13 protein-coding genes are annotated in these 21,829 nt (G+C 62.8%); 3 read left to right on the top strand and 10 right to left on the bottom strand.

Annotated features, from left to right (window positions below):
* Positions 1–175 precede the first annotated feature (175 nt).
* The 7 genes from BMW74_RS06610 to aspA all read right to left on the bottom strand — a co-directional run bounded on the left by BMW74_RS06610 (position 176) and on the right by aspA (position 16,666).
* On the bottom strand, positions 176–4,801 hold the full coding sequence (locus tag BMW74_RS06610; protein WP_093415372.1) for a dermonecrotic toxin domain-containing protein: 4,626 nt from the start codon (positions 4,799–4,801) through the stop codon (positions 176–178).
* A 20-nt stretch (positions 4,802–4,821) separates the two neighbouring features.
* Positions 4,822–9,369, bottom strand: a complete 4,548-nt coding sequence (locus BMW74_RS06605) for a hypothetical protein (protein WP_093415369.1) — start codon at positions 9,367–9,369, stop codon at positions 4,822–4,824.
* A gap of 135 nt (positions 9,370–9,504) precedes the next feature.
* The gene (locus BMW74_RS06600; RefSeq protein ID WP_093415366.1) at positions 9,505–10,536 is read right to left on the bottom strand and encodes a histone deacetylase family protein; all 1,032 of its coding nucleotides are present in this window, start codon (positions 10,534–10,536) and stop codon (positions 9,505–9,507) included.
* 620 nt (positions 10,537–11,156) lie between these two features.
* Entirely contained in the window at positions 11,157–12,149 is a 993-nt protein-coding gene (locus BMW74_RS06595; RefSeq protein ID WP_093415363.1) for an AraC family transcriptional regulator, read from the bottom strand.
* A gap of 66 nt (positions 12,150–12,215) precedes the next feature.
* A complete protein-coding gene (locus tag BMW74_RS06590; RefSeq protein WP_093415360.1) occupies positions 12,216–13,220 on the bottom strand; it encodes an asparaginase in 1,005 nt (334 codons plus the stop codon).
* 188 nt (positions 13,221–13,408) lie between these two features.
* Complete coding sequence (locus tag BMW74_RS06585; RefSeq protein ID WP_093415357.1) at positions 13,409–14,851, bottom strand: alanine/glycine:cation symporter family protein; 1,443 nt, start codon at positions 14,849–14,851, stop codon at positions 13,409–13,411.
* 390 nt (positions 14,852–15,241) lie between these two features.
* Complete coding sequence (aspA, locus tag BMW74_RS06580) at positions 15,242–16,666, bottom strand: aspartate ammonia-lyase (protein ID WP_093415354.1); 1,425 nt, start codon at positions 16,664–16,666, stop codon at positions 15,242–15,244.
* A 180-nt stretch (positions 16,667–16,846) separates the two neighbouring features.
* Between aspA and BMW74_RS06575 the strand changes: the two genes are divergently transcribed.
* Positions 16,847–17,758 (top strand): LysR substrate-binding domain-containing protein, encoded by a 912-nt coding sequence (locus BMW74_RS06575; RefSeq protein WP_093415351.1) that lies wholly within the window; start codon positions 16,847–16,849, stop codon positions 17,756–17,758.
* A gap of 68 nt (positions 17,759–17,826) precedes the next feature.
* On the opposite strand, the gene BMW74_RS06570 is transcribed toward BMW74_RS06575, so the two are convergent.
* The 3 genes from BMW74_RS06570 to BMW74_RS06560 all read right to left on the bottom strand — a co-directional run bounded on the left by BMW74_RS06570 (position 17,827) and on the right by BMW74_RS06560 (position 19,829).
* A complete protein-coding gene (locus BMW74_RS06570) occupies positions 17,827–18,390 on the bottom strand; it encodes a zinc metalloprotease (protein ID WP_093415348.1) in 564 nt (187 codons plus the stop codon).
* 56 nt (positions 18,391–18,446) lie between these two features.
* Positions 18,447–19,118 (bottom strand): zinc metalloprotease, encoded by a 672-nt coding sequence (locus BMW74_RS06565; RefSeq protein WP_093415345.1) that lies wholly within the window; start codon positions 19,116–19,118, stop codon positions 18,447–18,449.
* Between the two features lie 123 nt (positions 19,119–19,241).
* Positions 19,242–19,829 carry a zinc metalloprotease gene (locus BMW74_RS06560; protein WP_093415342.1) on the bottom strand — a complete coding sequence of 196 codons (588 nt, stop codon included), beginning with the start codon at positions 19,827–19,829 and terminating at the stop codon, positions 19,242–19,244.
* Between the two features lie 411 nt (positions 19,830–20,240).
* On the opposite strand from BMW74_RS06560, the gene purE reads away from it, so the two are divergent.
* Entirely contained in the window at positions 20,241–20,732 is a 492-nt protein-coding gene (gene purE / locus BMW74_RS06555) for a 5-(carboxyamino)imidazole ribonucleotide mutase (protein ID WP_019694319.1), read from the top strand.
* 9 nt (positions 20,733–20,741) lie between these two features.
* Positions 20,742–21,824 (top strand): 5-(carboxyamino)imidazole ribonucleotide synthase, encoded by a 1,083-nt coding sequence (locus BMW74_RS06550; protein WP_093415339.1) that lies wholly within the window; start codon positions 20,742–20,744, stop codon positions 21,822–21,824.
* Positions 21,825–21,829 lie beyond the last annotated feature (5 nt).

The raw sequence follows: 21,829 nt of genomic DNA, 5'->3' as shown, positions 1-21,829 counted from the left end.
ACGGATCCCCGTGGGAGCGAGCCCGCTCGCGAAAGCGGTGGGTCAGTCAATGGTGATGCTGGCTGTGCCGGCCTCTTCGCGGGCAAGCCTCGCTCCTACGGGCTCAACCCAGATTCTTGCTCGCGAAGGGGCCCGCCCGGTAGCCCTCACATCGACTGAAGCAACGCCATTGTGATCAGCGCTCGAAGAACAACGACTTGGCCAGTGCCGGGGCGATTTCACTGCGGTACACCGCGATCTGGTCGTGGTCGGTCAAGCCGGTGCGCTGGAACGCGCCGCCGAGTTTTTGTTGCTCGCGGGTCTTCAGGTGGCCGGCGGTAAAGTCCATGGCCGCGGCGTCTGGCGAGGCATAGTGGAAATGCGCGTACCACAACACCGCGTGGGTTGAGTGGTCGCGCACTTCGTACTCGTCCAGGTAGTCTCTGCCGGGGCCTTTGAGGCGACGCCGGGCGAGGACCTTGGCAATCTTGACCTGCCCCTGATCGTGCAACCACTGCACCCGCGTCGCCGTGGGCGGTTGCTGCTTGGTCATGTTGATGCGCGTCTGGGTGCCCAGTGCGTAGAGTCGCTGGGCGGCGTCATTGAGTCGCCGGTTGAGCCCGGCGGCGGAAGGGCGGTCGCTTTCGGTGAGGTTGAGTTGGGTCAGGGCGTGCTCGATCAGGCCGCTGGCGTGTTCCAGGCGGGCGGCGTACTGGTGGAACATCTCTTCGATTTCCACTGGGATGCGTCCGGGCTTGCTGGCGTGCGCCACGGTCCGTGCGGTGCTGGCCGGTTCTTGGGCCAGGAGTGTTTCCGCGCCTTCGAGGCTGCTGGTCAAATCCTTGGCGGATGGCGGGCGCGGGTGGGTGGACGGTCTTTCACGCTCGACCCAGACCCCCGGGGTTTTTTCGTGGAAGGTGGCGATGATCTTGCCGGTCATGGGCGCCTTGACGTCGACCAGCCCGGCGTCCGCGGCGTGGGGCTCGCCCACCAGCACGCCGTTGTAGCGGGTCTTGATGACTTTGCGCTTGGGCGTGGTCACGTCCTTCGATGTGCTGGGCTTGGGTGCCAGGGCTTTTCGTTCCCGCAGGCTCACGGCCAGTTCGCGCACGGTGTGTTGGTTGAAGGCGTCGATTCGCTGGCGCAGGCTTTCCAACGGTTCACGGTTGACCTGCTCGGGGTACTGCGCGTGCAGGTCCAGCAGGCGCTGATCGACAATGGCGAACTGCTCGGCCAGGCTGTTGAGGACTTCGATGCGCTCGTCCAGGTGGGTGATGTTGGCTTCAGCGACGGTCTCTACCCAGCTCTGAATGTTGAGGTCGGCGGCATCGACGATCTCGTGGATCTGCGTGCGGGCGCTGGCGAACGCCTCGCCCGTTCCCGTGCCGACGCAGAGATAGCTGGCCAGGGTGACTTGCAGGGCCTTGAGGTCGTAGAGCTTGATGGACGGCAAGGCGCGTATGTTCTCCTGGATGACCTTGAGGCCTTCGGCGCCGAGGCTTTCCAGTTCCCGGTAGCGAGTCTCGGCGTACTCCAGGCGATTGATCATCTCCTGGTTCATGTCCGACATCGCGGAGGCGCTGGCGGCTTGTCGTTTCGGGTTGGCCGCGTTTTCGTTTTCGAGGGTGTCCAGGGTCGAGGTGAACTTTTCGCGAAACGTATCCAGGCGCTCGGCGACGGCGGAACGGGTCAGCAGTAACTGCTTGCCCAGGTAATCAATCATCGAACTCTGGTAGTTGGGGACGGTGTCGATGATGTTCAGCGACCTGAGCTGGCGGATCGGCACGTCGTACTCCTGCAGCCGGGTGTTCACTTTATGGATGAACACTTCCCGTCGCAGGTTGGTGGAGGGCCCCGGGGTGTTGCCTATCTCGCTGTGGGCCTGGCGTACATCCACCAGCCCGCTCAGTTCGTTGGCATCGAATGCACTGAGGCCTTTTCTGAGGGTTTCGATGCGTGAAGGTTTTGCCTGCTGGGCGGCTCGCCTGCGGTTTCTGAAGCCGCCACCACGCAGGTGCAGGCGGGTATCGACAAACCATGAGCCCGCCAGGTTTCGCACCAGCACGGGGCCGGTGCGTGCGTGATTGAGGGGGTCGACGATGACGACGTGGTCATTGTCATCGACCTTCACTTCGAACCAGCGCTCGCCCACCGGCGCATACCATTTGCCTTCAAGGGCGTAGAGGTGCCGGTGAGGGCCGGGTTGTTGGCTGGGCTCGTCCAGCCCGGCGGGTTTGGCGGTCTTGAAGCGGTCCAGGGTGGCGCCCAGGCTGGCGGGCGTGCGGTTGAGTGCGCCGTGGGTGAGCAGGGCGCCTTGATGCGTCACCGGGAGTTCGCTGCCGACGATGTTCGACGTTTGCCTCACGGTGGTGTTTTTGGGCACCGGTACAGGCTTTTCCGGCAATGGGATCAATGGCGTGGAGAGGATCTCCTGCGGTTTCCTCGACGCTTGCCGTCGCGGCTGGCGCAGGGCCAGGTGCAGGATCAGCGCCATGCCCAGGTCGAGCAGCAGGTTGACCTGGGCCGTCCATTGCATGGGCTCGTCAGCCACGTCCTGGGCCTGCTCGACGGTTTGCAGGTCGTCCATGATCTGCCAGATCCAGGCGGCGATCCCGACCGTGCGGCCCATGAAGGGCAAGGCGACGTTGAAGATCTGCCAGCCGGCGCGCCGCAAGCTCGTCCAGCGCTTCTGCGCGTTGGACACCGATTGGCGGGTCGCCAGTTCGACCATGGCATTGGCGTTGTCCTTGAACAACGTGGCCAGGAGTTCACTGCCCAGTTGCTCATCGCTGAGGGTGATGGGGCCGCTCATGTACAGCAGGGTCTGGCTGTCGACCAATGCCTGGGTCAGCGTCCAGGGCGACGGCAGTTTGTTGGGGAGGACGTACTGCGCGTAGTTGAACTGTGCCCCTTCAGGCAGCCAGGCGAGGACCGATTCGCGCAGTTCGCGCTGGTGTTTGATCGCGTAGAGCAGGTTTTGCCGGGACGGGAACTGCGTCAGCACCGGTTCCAGCAGGGGCCGATACAGCAGGCATGGCCCTTGGCTGGAATCCTTGGGGCCGATCACGAACATGTTGGCGACCACATCCTGCTCATGGCCGGGGCGCAAGGTCGGGATGAACGCCAGGCGTCGCACGACGATCTCCTGTCCCTCGACGTAGCGCTGATGGGCCTGGGGTTGCATCGCCGCGGCGACATAGCGGTAGCCCTGTTGGCTGAGACCCGCCTGTCGCTGGACCTTCAATTGCAGGGCCAGCAAGGGCAGTTGCACGCGCAAGTGATCGCTGTAGAGCTGTTGGCGGGACGCGGACTGTACCGGGTCATCGAGCAACTGCCGTTTGATCAGGGCCGGGTAGTGCGCGCCGATGTCGAGGCTTTCGATCAACGTCTTGAGGTAGCTGTAGGTCAGCCACTCGGGGGCCGGACCACCGTTGTAGAGCACGCTGGCCTGGCCGGTCGGCAGGCCGGTGAGGTTTTCCAGCGCCAGGTCGATCAGGCTGCGCCGGGTGATGTCGGTCGCGCCGGGTTGGACAAACGTGCCCCAGACCACCGGGCTCTCGATGACGACCTCGACCTGGTCCAGGTTCAGCCTGGCGCCATTGGGCTGGGCCTGCAGGCGGTTGTGCAGTTGCTCACGGGCGTAGTCACGAATCGGCGCGATGCCGTCACGAAAGGACTGGCCTTGATGCTGGGTGTGCAGATTGGCCAGCTCGATCACGTAGCGGCTGTAGGTGGCGATGTCGAGGTCGCTGCCAGCGATCAGCCACTCGGGAAGGCGCTGATGAATCTCCTGGATGTGTGACAGGGTGTGATCGCTCAGGTCTTCGATTACCGGTAGCACGTGGGCAATGGTCGGTGTGGACGTGCTGGGGGTGGCGGGGTCCTCAAGCTCGGCAGAACCGGTGGACGCAATCGCGTCGAGTTGCAGGCTGATCAGGGTGGTGGCCAGGCTGTCGAAAAAATCCCCGCCCGGCTCGAACAGTCGCCATTGCACCGTCATGTCATGGGGGGCCTGGTTGAAGCGCTCGGGCATCGTTGCGCCGAGCTGTGCCAGGGACTCGAACTTCTCGTAACCGTTGACCAGCGAGTAGGTCAGGATGCGTTGTTGCTGGTCGTGTTCACCGATGACCACGGCGATGTCCGCGAAGCCCACGTGCGTGAAGATGTCGCGGCGCAGGGTATCGATGTCGATCAGGTAGGCGCGCACGGTGTAGGGCGCCAGCCCCGGACGCGTCGCCGCCTCGGGGAATTGGAACAGCGCCCTGGCAATGGCGCAATCGTGCTCGTCCCAACCCTCGACCGAGGTGACGTCCCACACCTTGCGCAGCGACTGGGAGAGCGTTTGCCAGCGTGGGCCGGTGTCGGCATTGGAGGCGTTCCAGTAGTCGAGTTGCTGCTCCTCGAAGGCCTCGGACAACAGCTCGGACAGCTCGTTGATCAGGCGCGCGATGGCCGTGATGTCCACCGGCAGGTGAACGACGGGCTGGGCATCTGGCTGCTGGGTGAGGAAGTGTTCGCCGTCGAGGTAGATCACCGGCTGGGGCGACAACGCCTGGCGGGCCAGGACCGAGGTCAGCGACTCGTAGCGTGCCGGGGCGGGTCGGATCAGGTCGCCGTCGATGCGCCAGCCCGGGGTGACGACCATCGCCTGGTCCGGGTCGATGTCCAGCGTCGGGTACAGCTCCTTGAGGGCCGAGCGCAGGGTGGTGGCGGCGACTTCCCGGCTGGTCGGACCGGTGGTCAGTTGCGTCAGCAGTGCGTAGGTGCTGGCAGGGTACTGGGTGTCATCAGGGAGCGAGTTAACAGCCGAGTCATTAGGCATGTGCAATTCCTTTGCAGGGGTTAGTCGGAGGTGGGGCGCTCAAGTTTCAGGAACACGGCCAGCAGCAGTGGATCGCTGAGCTTGCGCAATCGATTGTCCAGGGACGTACGGGTCGTCAGCGCCAACTGGACGTCAGGGGGGAGTGGGTTGAGGTGCTGGTCGGCGATTTTCAGGTGGGCGGCGCTGAAGCGCTGGGCCGGGGTCTTGAGGCTCGGATAGTGGAAGTGGGCCAGCCACAAGGGTTGGTCGTGGTGGGCGGTGTCGAGGATCAGGTACTCCTGGAAGTAGTCCTGCTGTTGCTGGGTCTTGATTCTGCCGGCATCGTTGCGGATCACCCGGACCTGGCCGTTGTCGATCATCCACTGCAAGTCGCTCTGGCGCGGCTTACGGGCCTTGAGCATCATGGCCCGGGTGCGGATGCCTTCGCGGCGCATCCGGGCAGCGTCTTCGCGCAGCTCGGTGGGCAAGGTGGCCACGGGCAGGGGAGCGTCAGTCTTCGACAGCTGGATGGCGAGCGTGTCGAGGGCACTGGCGGTTTGCTCCAGGCGCTGCGCTTGTTGGTCGAAAATATCCTGCATGTCCGCCGGTACGCGTTTGGGGCGCTGGGCGTCTTGTTTCGTGCGACGGATAAAGCCGTTGCTGTCCAGGTTCAACTCCAGGGCGGCGTTAATGACTTGGGTCGGGTCATCGGAAGGCGGCGAGGTGCGCGTTGCCTTGGATTGGATCAGCGTCAGCGGCGCTTGATCGGGGGTGTCGGAGGCTTTCCTGGGCTGTTCGCGGGGGCGGGTCTTGACGATCTTGATGCTCGGCCGGGGCCTGGCGGGGCCCGCCGTGGCCGAAGTGGTAGAGACCGTGCGGACCAGCAGGCTGTCGAGGGTGGTTTGTGCCAGGTGCTGAAACTCCCCGACCAGGGTTTTCACGCGTGCCAGCGGTTCGGGGTGAACCCGTTCCGGGTAGTCCACCGGTAACTCATCGATCTGCTGGCTGATGCTGCTGTAGTCATCGATGATTTGGATCAATTGCTCGATTTGATCTTGTGGCGCCAGTTCACCGGGCGCCGCGCGCACCATCTGCGCCATGTCCCTGCTGGCCAATGCCGCGCGATGCACGACGTGGCTGACGGCCAGTCGCGCCTGTTCCATGTCTTGCGCGGCTTGTTCGTGGATGCACAGTTCATAGGCGATGGAGATTTCGTTGGTTTTCACATCCCACTGGGTGAAGCGCGGTGCCGAGGCCTTCAGGTGGGTCGAGGCCACCAGCCCACTGGCGCCGATGTCGGTCAGTTTGCCCTGCAGTACGTTGAGTTGGGCCAGTTTGCCGAGCATGGCGTGGCCCAGCTGGTTACTGAGCGCGATGTCGTCCAGCAAGGCCTGGTGGGCGGCTGGCGATTCATCCTGCCAGCTTAGCTCGATACGTTTCATGACGGCCGTGTAGCTGAGTTGGGTGATCGAGATCCACAGGTTGATGTGCCGTTGTTGTTCGGCGTTCAAGCGCAACAACTCTTGCACATACCCGGCCGTTCCCCCGACGTCGCGCCACTCGTTGATCCGCGTCAGTGCCTGTTCAAACAGGCTGATGAGCTCCTGGGTCTTGTCTTGGCACTGCTGCAGGTCGCGCTCCGAGGGCGATGGGTTCTCGCCGGTCCTGGTGGGGCCGTACAGCGTGCCCAACTCATCCTTCAAGCGGGTTTCCCGGGTTTTTAATTCGCTCAGTTGTTGCGCCAGTTCCAGGCGGCGCTGGACTCTGGCCCGGCGCGAGGTTTTCAGTTGGCTTTTCAAGCTGGTGCCAGCCCCGAGCAAACGCAGGCTGGTGTCCACGCGCCACGTCTGGTCGCGGGTACTGGCCAGGCGCGGCCCGAGGCGCGATGGATGTTGAGGATTGAGCACCAGGATGTTTTCGTCTTCGTCTTGAACCACTTCGAACCAACGGTCGGCCGCCTGCGCATAGGTTTTGTCGTGCAGTTGGTACAACGGCGGCGAATGCTGCGGATCCACGGTCAACGCCGGATCGTCCGGGGCCGCGACCTTGAGGGTGTCCAGGTAGCTGGCCAACTGGGCGGGGCTGCGCCGCGGCACGCAACCTTCGGTGGCGATGGCGGCGTGCTGGCCGTGGGGGATTACGCCGGGCGCATCGGCGCTGAGGGTGGGGCGCAGGTGGGTGGCCAGGGCCACGGGCTCGGGGCTCGGCCGAGTACGGACAGGGCTGGTCAGCGGCTGGGGGGATCCGGTCTTGCGCCGCTGATTGGCGTGATGGGTGATGAAGATGGCCAGCGCCATCAGGACATCGCCCAGTCGCTCCCATTGAATCGGGCTTTGTCCTTGCTCATGGGCGTCCAGCGCCTGCTGCAGGTCATTGAACACTTGCCAGGCCCACACGGCCGCCCCGGCGTAGCCATTGAGGAAGTTCGACGCCACGTTGAAGACCGCCCAGCCGCTGTCCTCCAACAGCGCCCAGCGCCGCTGGGCGTTGGACTGTGATTGGCGGTCGGCCAGTTCGATCATGGCCTGGGTATTGGTGGCATACAGCGCGGCGAAAATATCACCGGTCAGCTCCGTGCTCGAAAACTCCAGGGTGCCGGCCCACTCCAGCAGGTTCAGGGGTTCGGCCAGCGGTTGCAGCGCCAGCCAGGGTGACGGCAGGCCGATGGGCAGCAAGTATTGCGCGTAGTTGAAGCTCAGCGCCCGGTTGGGCAGCCATGCCAGGATCGAGTCGCGCAGTTCGCCCGGCTGGTGCATGGCGTAGAGCAGGTTCTGCATGGAGGGGAACTGCTGCAGCGGGGGTTCCAGCAGCGGCCGATAGAGCAGGCATGGACCGTCTTGGGGGTTGCGCGGGCCAATGATGAACATGTTGAGGACGTTATCGCCGTGGCTGCTGAGCCGGTGCTGCGGGCGCAAGGTCAGGGGGCGGATCACGATGGGCTCACGGCTGGCCGGTGTCGGGTCGACCAGTTCGTTGATGTAGCGATAGCCGACCTCATCGACATGCCCCCGTTGCCTGACTTTGCATTCCAGCGCCAGCAACGGCAGCAACGCGCGCAGTTGCTTGATGTAGAACTGCTTTTGCCGGGGCGCCTGGTCCGGGTCGTCGACCATTCGGCGCTTGATCAGTTGCGGGTAAACCCTGCCGATGTCCACCCGTTCGGCGATCGTTGTCAGGTAGCGCACCGTCAGCCAGTCGGGAACGGTTTGCCCGTGCTTGAAACTGACGCTCGCCAGATAGGGCGGCGAATTGCTCAGGGCAAACTCGCCAAGGGTCTGGGTGTGATGCTCGAAGGGGTTGGGTAGGGTGAACGCGCCGGCGGTGAAGCTGTCGGTCAGGGTAATGCGCAACTCGTCGAGCGGCAGCGAGGCGACCGCGGCCAGGGTTCGGTCGACGATGATGGCCTCGCGCATTTTTTTCTGGGCGAAGGCTTTGATCGGTGGAAGGCTGAACAGATCATCCGGGGTTTGCTCACGCAAGGTGCTTAGTTCAACCAAGTGCTGGCTGTAGGCGCTCAGCTCATGGCTTGAGGCGCGGAGCAGCCAGTCGGGGATCGAGCCTTCCAACTGGTTCAGGCGGGTTTGTTCGCGATCACTGATCGCCGCCTCGTGGGGGCTGTGCGGGGGCTCGGCGTGTGGCAGGTGCGCGGACGACGCGGGTCGGTTGAGGGCCTCGATGGCCAGCAATTGGGTGTTGATCATGGCCCAGGCCATGTGATCGAAAAAGTGCCCTGCGGGCTCGATCAGCCGCCATGAAAACGCCTGTGCGGCAATCGCAGCAGGTAGGCGCGGGCGTATGGCCGTGCCCAGGGCCTGCAGCGAGTCGAAGGCCTCATAGCCGTACTCGACGGAGTACATCAACAGGCTGTCGCGTTCTTTATAGCGTCCGTGCAGCACCACGCTGCCGATCCACAGCTCATGCTTGAGCACCGTTTCGTTCGGGGTGTCGATGTCGATCAGGCACACCTGGATGGCGGCCATGTCCGGTTGCCGGGCCAGGCGTTCGGGTTTGTCGGGATACGCACTGACGGCACGGGCGATGGCGCACTGATCGGCATCCCAGCCGCTGACGTGTTGGACGTCCAGGGCTTTTTGCAGGCTGTCGGCGAACGTCTGCCAGCGTGGCAAGTGGCCGTCGCTGGTGTTCCAGAAGGCCAGTTGCTGCTCCTTGAACGCGACGAACAGCAGTGGCGCCAAGTCATTGAGCAGCTGCGCAATCGCCTCGATGCTGACTTCCAGGTGCACCGTCGGCTCGGCGTCAGGGTCCTGGGTCAGGAAGTGTTCGCCCTCCAGGTAATTGGCGAGTGAGGCATCCCGGCTTTGGCGCATCAGGATCCGGCTCAGGGACTCGACGTGGATGTCCTCCAGGGTCAGTTCGTCATCGGCAAAACTCCAGGCCGGTGTGATGACGAATGTGCTGTCGGGGTCGATGTTCAGGTCGGGGTAGCGGTTTGCCAGTTCTGCGCGCAGCAGGTGGGTGGCGACTTCATGCAGGCTGGGCCCTTCGTCCTTGAGACGGGTGAGCAGGGCTTTCTCCAGCAGGGGCTGGGTGGTTTGGGCGGTATCCGGTGTTGCCGGTGGGTGGCTCATGGGCTGCTCCTTGCCGTGATCGATGCCAGTCAGAGGCACCGTTGCACAGGCCAAGGTAATGAGCCGAGGAAGGGGGGAGGTGGTAGTTAAATAGGGCAGGGCGTGGATCGGCGCGCCTGCCCAGGGTGCAGCGGCTTATTGCGCGCGTTCGAAGCCTTCGAGCACGTTCACCGCGTTGATGCCGATTTCCTCCACCGCGTAGCCCCCCTCCATGACGAACAGGGTCGGTTTGCCCAGGGCCGCGATGCGCGCGCCCATGGCCAGGTAGTCCGGGCTGTCGAGTTTGAATTGGGAGATCGGGTCATCCTTGAAGGTGTCGACGCCCAGGGACACGACGATGATGTCGGCGCCGTAGCGCTCGATTTCCTGGCAGGCCGCCTCCAGCGCCGCGCTCCAGGTGTCCCAGGCCGCGCCGGCGGGCAGCGGGTAGTTGAAGTTGAACCCCTCGCCCGGGCCCTCGCCGTGCTCATCGTCATAGCCGAGGAAGAACGGGAACTCGGCTTCCGGGTGGCCGTGGATCGAGGTGAACAGCACGTCGCGCCGGGCGTAGAAAATCGATTGGGTGCCGTTGCCGTGGTGGTAGTCGACGTCGAGGATCGCAACCTTCTGGTGCCCTTGGTCGAGGAAGGCCTGGGCGGCGATGGCGGCGTTGTTGAGGTAGCAATAACCGCCCATCAAGTCGCTGGCGGCGTGGTGTCCCGGTGGCCGGCACAGGGCGAACGCGCTGTGGGCGCCGTTCTGGATCGCCGCTTGGGCCGTGAGTGCGACTTGGGCGGCGCTGTAGGCGGCTTGCCAGGTCCCGGCGGTGATCGGGGCGCCGCCGTCGAAGCTGTAATAGCCCAGTTGGCCGTGCAGGCTGGTGGGGATCACGCGGCGCAGGGTGCGGGCCGGCCAGGTGTAGGGCAGCAAGTCGCCGTCGGTGTTGAGTTCGCTCCAGCGTGCCCAGGCGCCTTTGAAGAAGTCCAGGTAGTCGCGGCTGTGGATGCGCGCGATGGGGGCCAGGCCAAAGTCGGTGGGCGCTTGCACCGGGCCCAGATCGCGGGCGTGTACGCGGGCCAGGACGTGGTCGGCCCGCGAGGGCATTTCGAAGCAGGGCTTGAGTTGCCCGTCTATCAATTCGCAACGGCCGTGGTGCAGGTGGTGATCGTGCGAGTAGATCGTCAGCATGTTGTTGTTCTCCGCAGGGCTGATTCGGGTGTGCACAGTTTTGCGGGGTGGGGCGATTCGGAGAATGTCGGGAAAGGCCAAAAGGGGATCGATAGGGCCAGTGTGTGTGTCCGTAATTGGCCCTGTGAGGGCGGATGCTGGCGGGTGTACCCCAATCCAAAAACTGTGTCTTAGCCATGCCGCTCGTCACCGCCATCGCGAGCAGGAATCTGGGTTGAGCCCGTAGGCGCGAGGCTTGCCCTAATGCCAGTCAGTTAAGGCGCCAAACCTGTGGGAGCGAGCCTGCTCGCGAAGACGGCAACACAGCCAACATCTCCGTTGACTGACCTACTGCTATCGCGAGCAGGCTCGCTCCCACGTGGGTTTCGCTTAACTGACTGGCATTAAGGCTTGCCCCATTCAACATCGATGTCGTCAGGCTTGCCACCTTCGCGGGCAAGCCTCGCGCCTACAAGGAATTGAGCGGCTCCCCGGATGTGTGTTCGCCGTGGACCAGGGTGGGAGCGAGCCCGCTCGCGAAGGCGGCCGACCAGCCGATCTGATTTTTCAGGTGTACCCCGACCCACTGTGGCAGCGAGACCGGCTTGCCGGCGAAGGCGGTTGTCCAGGCTCGCGGGGGGTCAAGGTCGAAACTGGCTCGGTGCCACGCCGCTCCAGCGTACGAAGGCGTGGCGGAAGCTCGCGGTCTCGCTGAAGCCCAGGGCTTCGGCGATGCGGTAAATGGGCAGTTGGTCTTCGCACAGCATTTGCTTGGCCCGTTCGAAGCGCAGTTCGTCGAGCAGTTCCTGGTAGCTGCTGCCCAGGTCTTTGAGGTGTCGGCGCAGGGTGCGTGCCGAGCAGTTCAGTTGTTCGGCCAGTCCTTCCAGGCCGGGCGCGGCACTCAGTTGTGCGGCCAGCAGTTGGCGGATGCGGCCTAGCCAGGCCTGGCGCCCGGTGAATTCGAGGTTCTGTTTGCGGCAGCGCTCGGCCATCGCCTGGTGGGTGATGGTGTCGGCCAGCGGCAGGGGGTGTTCCAGCCAGCGTTGGTCGAAGGCAAAGGCGTTGGCCGGGGCGTCGAACTGCAAGGGGCAGGCGAAGTGTTCGGCGTAGCGCGCTTGGTAATCGGGCGCTGGGTGTTCGAAGCGTGCACCGAGCAAGGGCAGGGGGTGGCCGAGCAGGTCCTGGCAGATGACTTTCAGTGAGACCAGGCAGAACTCGACGTTGAACGGTGCCAGTGCGGGGCTCTCCCGATAGCCATCGGCGGTGAACCAGACGCGCTCGCCGTCGGGTTCAAGGCTCAGTTCAAACAGGGTGCCCAGCAGCGCCGGGTAATGCATCGCCATGCGCAGGGCGTCACCTAAGGTGGCACTGGTGAGTAGGGCATACCCGAGCATGCCGTAGGACGACACGTGCATGCGCCGTCCCAATTCCAGGCCAATGTCGTGGCGCAAGGCCACGGCATTGGCGCAGACCAGCATTTCCTGGCTGGTGGTGATGCGGGTGTCGGCGCGTCCCAGGTCCGCTGCGCTGATGCCGCTGCCGGCCAGTACGGCGTCGCTGGACAAGCCCTCGGCCTTGAAGGCGTTGAGCACCAGCGACACGGCGTTGAGGGTGGTCAGGTGCGAGTGCAGCATGGGGCAGGTCCTGTCAGGGTTTGCCGGGAGCGAGCAAGTTGTGTGCCGCTGCCAGGCCCCGAGGTCTCAGCGCAGTTCGCCACACAGGTCCAGCTCCACCAGGCGCCGGACCTCGGCGATGGCCAGGCCGGCCCCGAGCAACGCCTGCAACTTGCCGAACACCGCTTCACGGGTCATGCCGCCACCGGACAACACCCCGACCCCGCGCAGGCGGCTGCCGGCTTCGTAGACGTCCAGTTCGACCCCGCCTTCGTGGCATTGGGTGATCGCCACGACCACGATGCCGTGGTCGTGGGCCCGCTTGAGGCTGGCGAGGAACCCAGGGTTATCGCTGGGCCCGGTGCCGCTGCCGAAGCATTCGAGCACCAGGCCTTGCAGGCCACTGTTGAGCAGCGCATCGAGCTGTTCGGCGTCGATGCCGGGGACCAGGGGCAGCACGCCGACTTTGGCCAGTTGCCTGGCCTGACGGTAATCGAGGGCCGCCGGGATCGACGGGGCTTTCACGCCGCCGCCCTGGCGCGCCAAGCGCTTGAACGGATGACGGCCGAAGCTGCGCACTTTGGCGCAACGGGTGGGCTCCAGCAGTTCGCCGTGGAAGTACAGGTGCACGCCCGGCGCCAGGCCCTGGCCGAGGGCGAGCAGGGCGCCGCCGAGGTTTTCCCAGGCATCGCTGTCCGCCACGCCGGCCGGCAGCATCGAGCCGGTCAACACCACACGCGCCGGCAGGCCCAGCAACTGGAAGCTCATAGCCGCCGCGCTGTAGGCCAGGGTGTCGGTGCCATGCAGGATCAACACGCTGTCACAGCCATTGACCTCGACGGCCTCCACCACCGCTTCGCGCAGGCGCTGCCAGTAGGCCGGGGTCATGTTGGCGCTGTCGATCAGTGGGCTCATCTCCCGAAAGCGCCACGCCGGCACCACCAGGTCGGGCTGGCTGTGCAGGTACTCGCGCATCCGTGCCTCGAAGCCGGCACTCGGGGCCAGGCCATTGGGGCTGGCCTGCATGCCGATGGTGCCACCGGTGTAGAGCACCATGACGTGTTGGGCGGCGGGATAGGTGTTGGGGATCATGCTGGAGGTCTCCGAGAACGATGACGTCCTGTGGGAGCGGGCTTGCTCGCGAAGGAGGGCGGTCAGTCAACACCGATGTCGACTGATTCACCGCTTTCGCGAGCAAGCTCGCTCCCACAGGTTTTGCGCCTGAGTGACGAGCATGGGGAGATGCCGGGCTCCCGCATGGAGGATTGCACTGTAACCGATCAGCGTTGCGCTGCGGTCTCGGCCGCTACCGGCGCGGGTGCCTGGGCCGGCGACTTGGCGGGCCAGGCCTTGCGGTCCAGGTCCAGGTCGGGGAACTGGCTGGCGTCGAACACCGGCGTCTTGATCCCGGCGGCCCGCTGGTCGTCATAGTCACGCAGCAGGCGCATGGCGACTTTGAACAACAGGAGCAGCGCGATCAGGTTGACGAACGCCAGCAGTGTCATGGTGATGTCGGCGAAGGCAAACACCGTGCTCAGGTTCTCGATGGCGCCCCAGACAATCAGCGCCAGCACCAGCGCGCGGTAGCCGATCAGCGCCTTGCGATTGCCCCCGACCAGAAAGCGCAGGTTGTTCTCGCCCAGGTAGTAGTTGTAGAGGATCGAGGTGAACACGAACAAGGCCAGCGCCACCGAGATGAAGATCCGCCCCCATTCGCCGACCACGGCGGCCAGGGAGTTTTGGGTCAGGACAATGCCGTCGCCTTCAAAACCCGGGGTGTAGAAGCCCGAGAGCAGGATCAGCAGCGCGGTGCAGGTGCAGATGATGAAGGTGTCGAGGAACACGCTGAACGCCTGGACCACGCCTTGTGCGACCGGGTGCTCGACCTGGGCCACGGCGGCCACGTTTGGCGCGCTGCCCAGGCCCGCTTCGTTGGCGAACACGCCGCGCTTGACGCCCATGATGATGGCGCTGCCGATCAGGCCACCGAAGACCGGGTCCATGCCGAAGGCGCTGCGCACGATGGTCATCAGCATGCCCGGCACGTGGTCGAACTGCAGCACGATCACGTAGACGGTCACCCCGATGTAGGCCAGGGTCTTGACGGGCACCAGCAGGTCGGCAATGGCGGCGATGCGCTTGATCCCGCCGATGAACACCAGGCCCAGCAGCGCCGCCAGGCCGACGCCGGTCCAGGTGGTGTCGAGGCTGAAGGCGTCATTGAGCGAGTGCGTCACGGCGTGGGCTTGCAGGCCGATGAAGGCGACGCCGAAGGTGATCAGCAGCAGGAACGCCATGACTTTGCCCAGCCAACGCTTTTGCAGGCCGTGCTGGATGTAATAGGACGGGCCGCCACGGTATTGGCCGTCGGCGTCGCAGCGCTTGTACAGCTGGCCCAGGGAGCATTCGATGAGGCTGCTGGCCATGCCGACCAGTGCGGTCACCCACATCCAGAACACCGCGCCGGGACCGCCCAGGGTCACGGCGATGCCGACGCCGGCGATGTTGCCCGCGCCCACGCGTCCGGCGAGGCTGAGCATCAGTGCCTGGAACGAGCTGAGCTGTCCGGCGCTGCTTTTGAGGCTGTCGCGAAACACCGCGAACATGTGGAAGAAGTGCCGCAACTGAACGAAACGCGAGCGGATCGTGAAGTAGCTACCGAGCCCGACGATGAGCACGATCAGTACTTTCCCTGAGAGGAAGTCGTTAATGACTTCAAGCATGGAGTATTCCTCTTACGTTTTTTGTGTAGGCACATGCCAGCCGGACAGTCACATCGAAGGACACCCGATGGCGCAGGGCGCAACGGCTGGGTCGAGGATAGTCCCGGTTTGAAAGTACGGGTTTGTTGTAGGTATGGGGTTCGCAGGGGAGGGGGCCTTGCTACTGGCGGCCGCTCACGCGAAGAGGGGCGGCACTATACCGAGACATGGGGCACACGTCTGTAACAGTGGGTTAAAGGTTTCAGCCCAAGGCTGCGCGGGTAGTTTTTCTGTGGGGGTGTGTTGTTCTACCGATCGACAGACAAAAAAAAGGGCCTGGAGAGTGATCTCCAAGCCCTCAAAAGGTGAGAGGTGTCTAGTCCCTCGACCTGGTGAGCGGTGCTACAGCGTTCAGGCCTTCAGGGGCACCAGACGCGGGGCAATCATGTTTTCCGGGCGCAGGATGTCGGCGAGCATGGCTTCGTCGAGCAGGCCTTCTTCGCGCACCAGTTCCAGCACGCCGCGGCCGCTTTCGAGGGCGATGCGGGCGATGCGGGTGGCGTTTTCATAGCCGATGTACGGGTTCAGCGCGGTTACCAGGCCGATCGAGTGCTCGACCAGTTCGCGGCAGCGGGCTTCGTTGGCGGTGATGCCGGTGATGCAGTGCTCGCGCAGCATGTCCATGGCGCGTTGCAGCAGGCGGATCGAGTCGAAGATCTTGAAGGCGATCAACGGCTCCATCACGTTCAACTGCAGCTGGCCGCCTTCGGCCGCGATGGTCAGGGCCAGGTCGTTACCGATGATCTGGAAGGCCACCTGGTTAACGGCTTCCGGGATAACCGGGTTGACCTTGCCGGGCATGATCGAGCTGCCTGGCTGACGCGCTGGCAGGTTGATCTCGTTGATCCCGGTGCGTGGGCCGCTGGACAGCAGGCGCAGGTCGTTGCAGATCTTCGACAGCTTGACCGCGGTGCGCTTGAGCATGCCGGAGAACAGCACGAAGGCGCCCATGTCGGAGGTGGCTTCGATCAGGTCGGCAGCCGGTACCAGCGGCTGGCCGCTGATGGTCGCCAGGCGCGAAACGGCCAGGGCCTGGTAGCGCGGGTCGGCGTTGATGCCGGTACCAATCGCGGTGCCGCCCAGGTTGACTTCGGTCAGCAGCTCGGGCGCCAGGGTCTTCAGGCGGGCCAGGTCTTCGCCCAGGGTGGTGGCGAAGGCGCGGAACTCTTGGCCCAGGGTCATTGGCACGGCGTCTTGCAGTTGGGTACGACCCATCTTCAGGACGTGGCTGAATTCTTCACCTTTGGCGGCGAACGACTGGATCAGGCTGTCGAGGCTGGCCAGCAGGGCATCGTGACCCAACAGCAGACCCAGGCGGATGGCCGTCGGGTAGGCGTCGTTGGTCGACTGTGCCATGTTCACGTCGTTGTTAGGGTGCAGGTATTGATACTCGCCCTTCTGGTGACCCATGGCCTCCAGCGCGATGTTGGCGATGACTTCGTTGGCATTCATGTTGGTTGAAGTGCCGGCGCCGCCTTGAATCATGTCCACCACGAACTCGTCGTGGAAGTCGCCGCGGATCAGGCGAGCACAGGCTTCGCTGATGGCAGCGTGCTTGGCTTCGCTCAGGTGACCCAGCTCGCGGTTGGCGTCAGCAGCGGCTTGTTTGACCATTGCCAGGCCCACAACCAGCTTCGGGTAGTGCGAAATCGGGACGCCGGAGAGACGGAAGTTATTCACCGCTCGCAGGGTCTGGATGCCGTAATACGCTTGAGCCGGTACGTCGAGTACGCCAAGCAGGTCTTTTTCGGAGCGGAAAGATGCAGCGGAGGACATGATAGAAATCATCTCGATATGGACCCGGTCGATGCCGGAACGCTGTGAATGCTAGGCTTGTGGGTAATTTTGGGCCAATGCTGTTAAACACTGGCCTATGCACATTCGGCATAATACCGATGTGACGCCGCGAGCGCGGCGAGCGTGTGAGCTAATTTGGTGCGTGTTCGGGAGGACGTGATGAATCTGGAAAGCAAATGGTTGGAGGACTTCAGTGCCCTGGCCGCCACCCGCAGCTTCTCGCAGGCCGCTGAGCGGCGCTTCGTGACCCAGCCGGCGTTCAGTCGGCGGATCCGCAGCCTGGAGACCGCCTTGGGCTTGCAACTGGTCAACCGTTCGCGCACGCCCATCGAGCTGACGGCGGCGGGGCAGTTGTTCCTGGTCACGGCCCGCACGGTGGTTGAGCAACTGGGCGAAGTGCTGCGCCACCTGCATCACCTGGAAGGTGGGCAGGGCGAAGTGATGCAGGTCTCGGCGGCGCATTCCCTGGCCCTGGGGTTCTTCCCGCGCTGGATCGCGCAACTGCGCAACGAAGGCCTGAACATCGCCACCCGGCTGGTGGCGACCAACGTCGGCGATGCCGTGCATGCCTTGCGTGAAGGCGGTTGCGACTTGATGCTGGCCTTCTACGACCCGGATGCGGCCATGCAGATGGACCCGGAGATTTTCCCCTCGCTGCACCTGGGCCACACCGAAATGCTCCCGGTGTGCGCCGCCGATGCCGACGGCAAGCCGCTGTTCGACCTCGAAGGCGAGGCCAGCGTGCCGCTGCTGGCCTACAGCGCCGGGGCGTTCCTGGGGCGCTCGGTGAACCTGCTGCTGCGCCAGCGTGCCCTGCGCTTTACCACCATCTACGAAACCGCCATGGCCGATAGCCTCAAGAGCATGGCCCTGGAAGGGTTGGGCATCGCCTGGGTGCCGCAGTTGAGCGTGCGCGCCGAGCTGGCCCGGGGCGAACTGGTGGTGTGCGGTGGCCCGCAGTGGCATGTGCCGCTGGAGATTCGCCTGTATCGCTGTGCGCTGGTGCGTAAGGCCAACGTGCGGTTGTTGTGGCGCAAGCTGGAAGGAGGGGCAGCGGGCGCGGCTTCTTGAGCACGGGCAACGGATGAAGGTTCGTCGAATGAGCCTTCATCCGTTGGGTTGCCGAGGCTCACCGCACGTCAGTCGAGGCTGTCGAGGTACTTGCGAATGTTCTCCCGGTTTTTATCGCTGAAGCGGAACGCGACGCGGCCTTCTGCCGTTGGGTAAAGGGTCGATTTGGTCGGGCCGTAGTAAGTTTCGACGCTTTCTTCGGCATCTTCATGACGTGCACCAAACATGTGAGCGACTTCGTGAGCGGCCGTGACGTTGTGTGTAATCGAGGCGATGGCCAGGGCTCCTGGCTGGTAGGCAACGCCCAAGATCTTGTCATTGATTGCGTGGCGGGTTAATAGAAGGAACTTGTGCAGGCGGTCATCGAAAACGAAGTGGTCGGAGTTGATGTAACTCAATACGTTGGCGTACAGGCGCTCCAGCAGGTTACCTAAATCAGTACCTTTATAGTTAAAGGTGCTGATAGAAGGTGCCGCTGAAGGCTCAATGAAGTTGACGTCCATTGCCTGGCCGGAAATGTTAGAAATTTCATCGGTGACCCAATCGAAATGATCAAGGGAGAGTTGGTCTTGATTGGCATCTTTTAGGTCTTCATGGATAAATACGGTGAGCAGAATGGGATGTTTTGACATGTTGCACTCCTTGGCAAGTCATTGGCATCGTGTGAAGGCGCTAAGGCGTTTAAAGATCAATACCGGCTGTCGACATAGTCTTTGATGCGTTTTCTGTTGCCGTCACTGAACACCAGGCAGTTCGAACGCAGTGGCAACGGTGGGAACATGAATGTTTCGCACCACCAACCGTTGTAAAGCACTTCGCCCTCTTCATGCACCGCATTGAAGGTGTGGCCCAGTTCGTGGCCTACGGTCTGTTTGAAATCCAGTGACGCGATGGCGGCAGCCCCGGGCCTGCGTGCAAAACCACCGGTGCCTCCGAAGACCGGGCCACCATTGATGAAGTCGTTGGTGATCAGGATGTATCGGCTGTTCAAGGATTCCAGGAACCCTGTGTTGTGTCGCTCCTTTGCATACTCCCAGGCAAGGTTTACCCATTGCTCCAGGGACTTGGCAGGGTCTTCATTTTTGTAGTTGAAGTGGGTGTAGGGAGGGCGATCTTGATCGATGAAGACGTGGGCTTTGCGTCCCGTGATGTTTTCGAACTCCGAGATGAACGGTTGTAGGTATTCGGTATAGAGGCTGGTTCTTTTTGCGGTCGGGACGTCATCGTGGATGATTGCAAAGATCCTGATGGGGTCCAGAGGGTCGTCAATCAGCGCGCTGTGGGCATTCGAGGTGAAGGCGCCGAAATTGATAAGTGCCGCGCTGGTTATCGAGAACAGTGTCTTTAATGTCGAGTTCATCCTTGATCTCTTTTAGTCGTTCAGTGTGAGGGATGTGTGTTGTTGCGCACCCGGTTGTTTGAATCAAAAGGACGACGATTTAATAAACGACCGTGTGCCTGTGTTCATTGCCGGTGGGTCATGTCAGTCGTACGTGGCCAAATAGTTTTTGATGTTCTGTCGATTGGCCGGGCTGTATTTGTAGCAGTTGGACTTTAGCGAGTCGGGTTCTGGTGTCATGTAGGTTTCGCACCACCAACCGTTGAAGTGCGTTTGCGAGTCTTCATGGGTGGCACCTAACAAGTGCCCCACTTCATGGCCGACGATCAAATAGCGGGTCAGCGAGGCAATGGCATACTTTCTTGAATACGGGTAAACCAGGGCAATGCCTGCGATGCTGTCGTTCAACTGCTCCTTGGTGATCAAGATGACTTGGGTCAATGCGTTGGTCTTGAAACCCTCGGCTTGCATTTCGCTTAGATAGTTGCCGCCCATGCCCTCCCAGCGCTTCACGGTCCGCAGCGCATCTTCGCCTTTGTAGTCAAAGTCGCAATACGGCGCGCGCTTGCCGAACACCACATCAACTTTTCGTTCGATGAAGCTTTCCAGTTCACTGACGAAAGGTTGGAAGTGGTCAGCGTAAAGAGACGTCCTGACGGACGCCGGTACATCACTGTGGATGATGGCGAAAATGGTGATGGGTTCTTTATTGACGGTGATAGTCGAGTTCATCCTTGATCCCTTTAGTTATCTTGGCATGGGTATGTCGGTGGCGATAAGCTGTGGCGAAACTCAATCTAACGGTGATCAACTAGTTTGGCGAGTTGGCGTATATTTCTTTCTATTGCGTCGTGCGGGCCATGATAAATAACCGTTACTTTCAACTTCGTAGACGATTGACTGATCTGTGTTTGAGTAACTAAGTCCGGGGTGTTGCTGGCTGACTTTCGAGTCAGCAAATACGCTCTGGCGAGGCGAATGACAGATGGTCGCCACGGGGGCTGTTTATCTGCCGTATTACGGTATACTGCGCGGCCTTCGGCCGGTTCGCCTGGCCATAATTCGTACAAACAAGCCACGCATAATGCGTGGCTTGTTGTTTTTTGATGCGCCTGCGGGCGCCCAGAGAGAAGAGGCGCGACGATGAGTGCACTGGTTGGCGTGATCATGGGCTCCAAGTCCGATTGGTCCACCCTTAGCCACACCGCCGATATGCTGGAAAAGCTCGGCATCCCTTACGAGGTGAAAGTGGTCTCGGCCCATCGCACCCCGGACCTGCTGTTCCAGTACGCCGAAGAGGCTGAGGCGCGTGGCATCGAGGTGATCATCGCCGGTGCCGGTGGCGCGGCCCACTTGCCGGGCATGTGTGCGGCCAAGACCCACCTGCCGGTGCTGGGCGTGCCGGTGCAGTCGTCGATGCTCTCGGGTGTCGATTCGTTGCTGTCGATCGTGCAGATGCCGGCCGGTATCCCGGTGGCCACCCTCGCCATCGGCAAGGCCGGCGCGATCAACGCGGCGCTGCTGTCGGCGAGTATCCTGGGCGCCAAGCACCCGCAGTTCCACGCGGTACTCAAGACTTTCCGTGCTGAGCAGACAGACAGCGTCCTGGACAATCCAGACCCACGCATTGCCTGAGGTTGATTGATGAAAATCGGTGTAATCGGTGGCGGCCAGTTGGGTCGCATGCTGGCCCTGGCGGGCACTCCGCTGGGCATGAACTTCGCTTTCCTGGACCCCGCGCCAGATGCCTGCGCCAGCGCGCTGGGTGAGCACTTGTGCGCCGACTATGGCGATCAGGACCACCTGCGCCAGTTGGCTGACGAAGTCGACCTGGTGACCTTCGAGTTCGAGAGCGTCCCGGCCGAGACCGTGGCCTTCCTCTCGCAGTTCGTCCCGGTGTACCCGAGTGCCGAAGCCCTGCGCATTGCTCGCGACCGTTGGTTCGAGAAGAGCATGTTCAAGGACCTGGGGATTCCGACCCCGGCGTTCGCCGACATCCAGTCGCAAGCCGACCTGGAGGCCGCCGTTGCCGCGATCGGGCTGCCCGCCGTGTTGAAAACCCGCACCCTGGGTTACGACGGCAAGGGCCAGAAAGTGCTGCGCACGCCTGAAGATGTTGTCGATACCTTTGCCGAGCTGGGCAGCGTGGCCTGCCTGCTGGAAGGCTTCGTGCCGTTCACCGGCGAAGTGTCGCTGATTGCCGTGCGCGCCCGTGATGGCGAGACCCGGTTCTACCCGCTGGTCCACAACACCCACGACAGCGGCATTCTCAAGCTGTCGGTGGCCAGCACCGAGCATCCATTGCAAGCGCTGGCCGAGGATTACTCCAGCCGCGTGCTCAAGCAACTGGACTATGTCGGGGTGATGGCGTTCGAGTTCTTTGAAGTCGACGGTGGCCTCAAGGCCAACGAAATCGCGCCACGGGTGCACAACTCCGGGCACTGGACCACGGAAGGCGCCGAGTGCAGCCAGTTCGAAAACCACCTGCGCGCCGTTGCCGGCCTGCCGCTGGGCTCGACGGCCAAGGTCGGCGAGAGCGCCATGCTCAACTTCATCGGTGTGGTTCCGCCGGTGGAGCAGGTCATGGCCATTGCCGATTGCCATCTGCATCACTACGGCAAGGCGTTCAAGACCGGACGCAAGGTCGGTCACGCCAACCTGCGCTGCGCCGACATGGCCACGCTGGAGCAGCAGATCCTCAAGGTCCAGGCGCTCATCGGCGAATAGTTTCA

This window comes from Pseudomonas sp. ok272, assembly GCF_900109995.1.
Classification (GTDB): Bacteria; Pseudomonadota; Gammaproteobacteria; order Pseudomonadales; family Pseudomonadaceae; genus Aquipseudomonas.
Note: the sequence above shows the minus strand (reverse complement) of the source record. Positions and strands in the feature narration are given on the sequence as shown.

What these genes read in the sequence shown, in the direction of transcription:
- BMW74_RS06610 (WP_093415372.1), bottom strand. Translation starts at nt 4,801, where the DNA reads ATGCCTAATGACTCGGCTGTTAACTCGCTCCCTGATGACACCCAGTAC.
- BMW74_RS06605 (WP_093415369.1), bottom strand. Translation starts at nt 9,369, where the DNA reads ATGAGCCACCCACCGGCAACACCGGATACCGCCCAAACCACCCAGCCC.
- BMW74_RS06600 (WP_093415366.1), bottom strand. Translation starts at nt 10,536, where the DNA reads ATGCTGACGATCTACTCGCACGATCACCACCTGCACCACGGCCGTTGC.
- BMW74_RS06595 (WP_093415363.1), bottom strand. Translation starts at nt 12,149, where the DNA reads ATGCTGCACTCGCACCTGACCACCCTCAACGCCGTGTCGCTGGTGCTC.
- BMW74_RS06590 (WP_093415360.1), bottom strand. Translation starts at nt 13,220, where the DNA reads ATGATCCCCAACACCTATCCCGCCGCCCAACACGTCATGGTGCTCTAC.
- BMW74_RS06585 (WP_093415357.1), bottom strand. Translation starts at nt 14,851, where the DNA reads ATGCTTGAAGTCATTAACGACTTCCTCTCAGGGAAAGTACTGATCGTG.
- aspA (WP_093415354.1), bottom strand. Translation starts at nt 16,666, where the DNA reads ATGTCCTCCGCTGCATCTTTCCGCTCCGAAAAAGACCTGCTTGGCGTA.
- BMW74_RS06575 (WP_093415351.1), top strand. Translation starts at nt 16,847, where the DNA reads ATGAATCTGGAAAGCAAATGGTTGGAGGACTTCAGTGCCCTGGCCGCC.
- BMW74_RS06570 (WP_093415348.1), bottom strand. Translation starts at nt 18,390, where the DNA reads ATGTCAAAACATCCCATTCTGCTCACCGTATTTATCCATGAAGACCTA.
- BMW74_RS06565 (WP_093415345.1), bottom strand. Translation starts at nt 19,118, where the DNA reads ATGAACTCGACATTAAAGACACTGTTCTCGATAACCAGCGCGGCACTT.
- BMW74_RS06560 (WP_093415342.1), bottom strand. Translation starts at nt 19,829, where the DNA reads ATGAACTCGACTATCACCGTCAATAAAGAACCCATCACCATTTTCGCC.
- purE (WP_019694319.1), top strand. Translation starts at nt 20,241, where the DNA reads ATGAGTGCACTGGTTGGCGTGATCATGGGCTCCAAGTCCGATTGGTCC.
- BMW74_RS06550 (WP_093415339.1), top strand. Translation starts at nt 20,742, where the DNA reads ATGAAAATCGGTGTAATCGGTGGCGGCCAGTTGGGTCGCATGCTGGCC.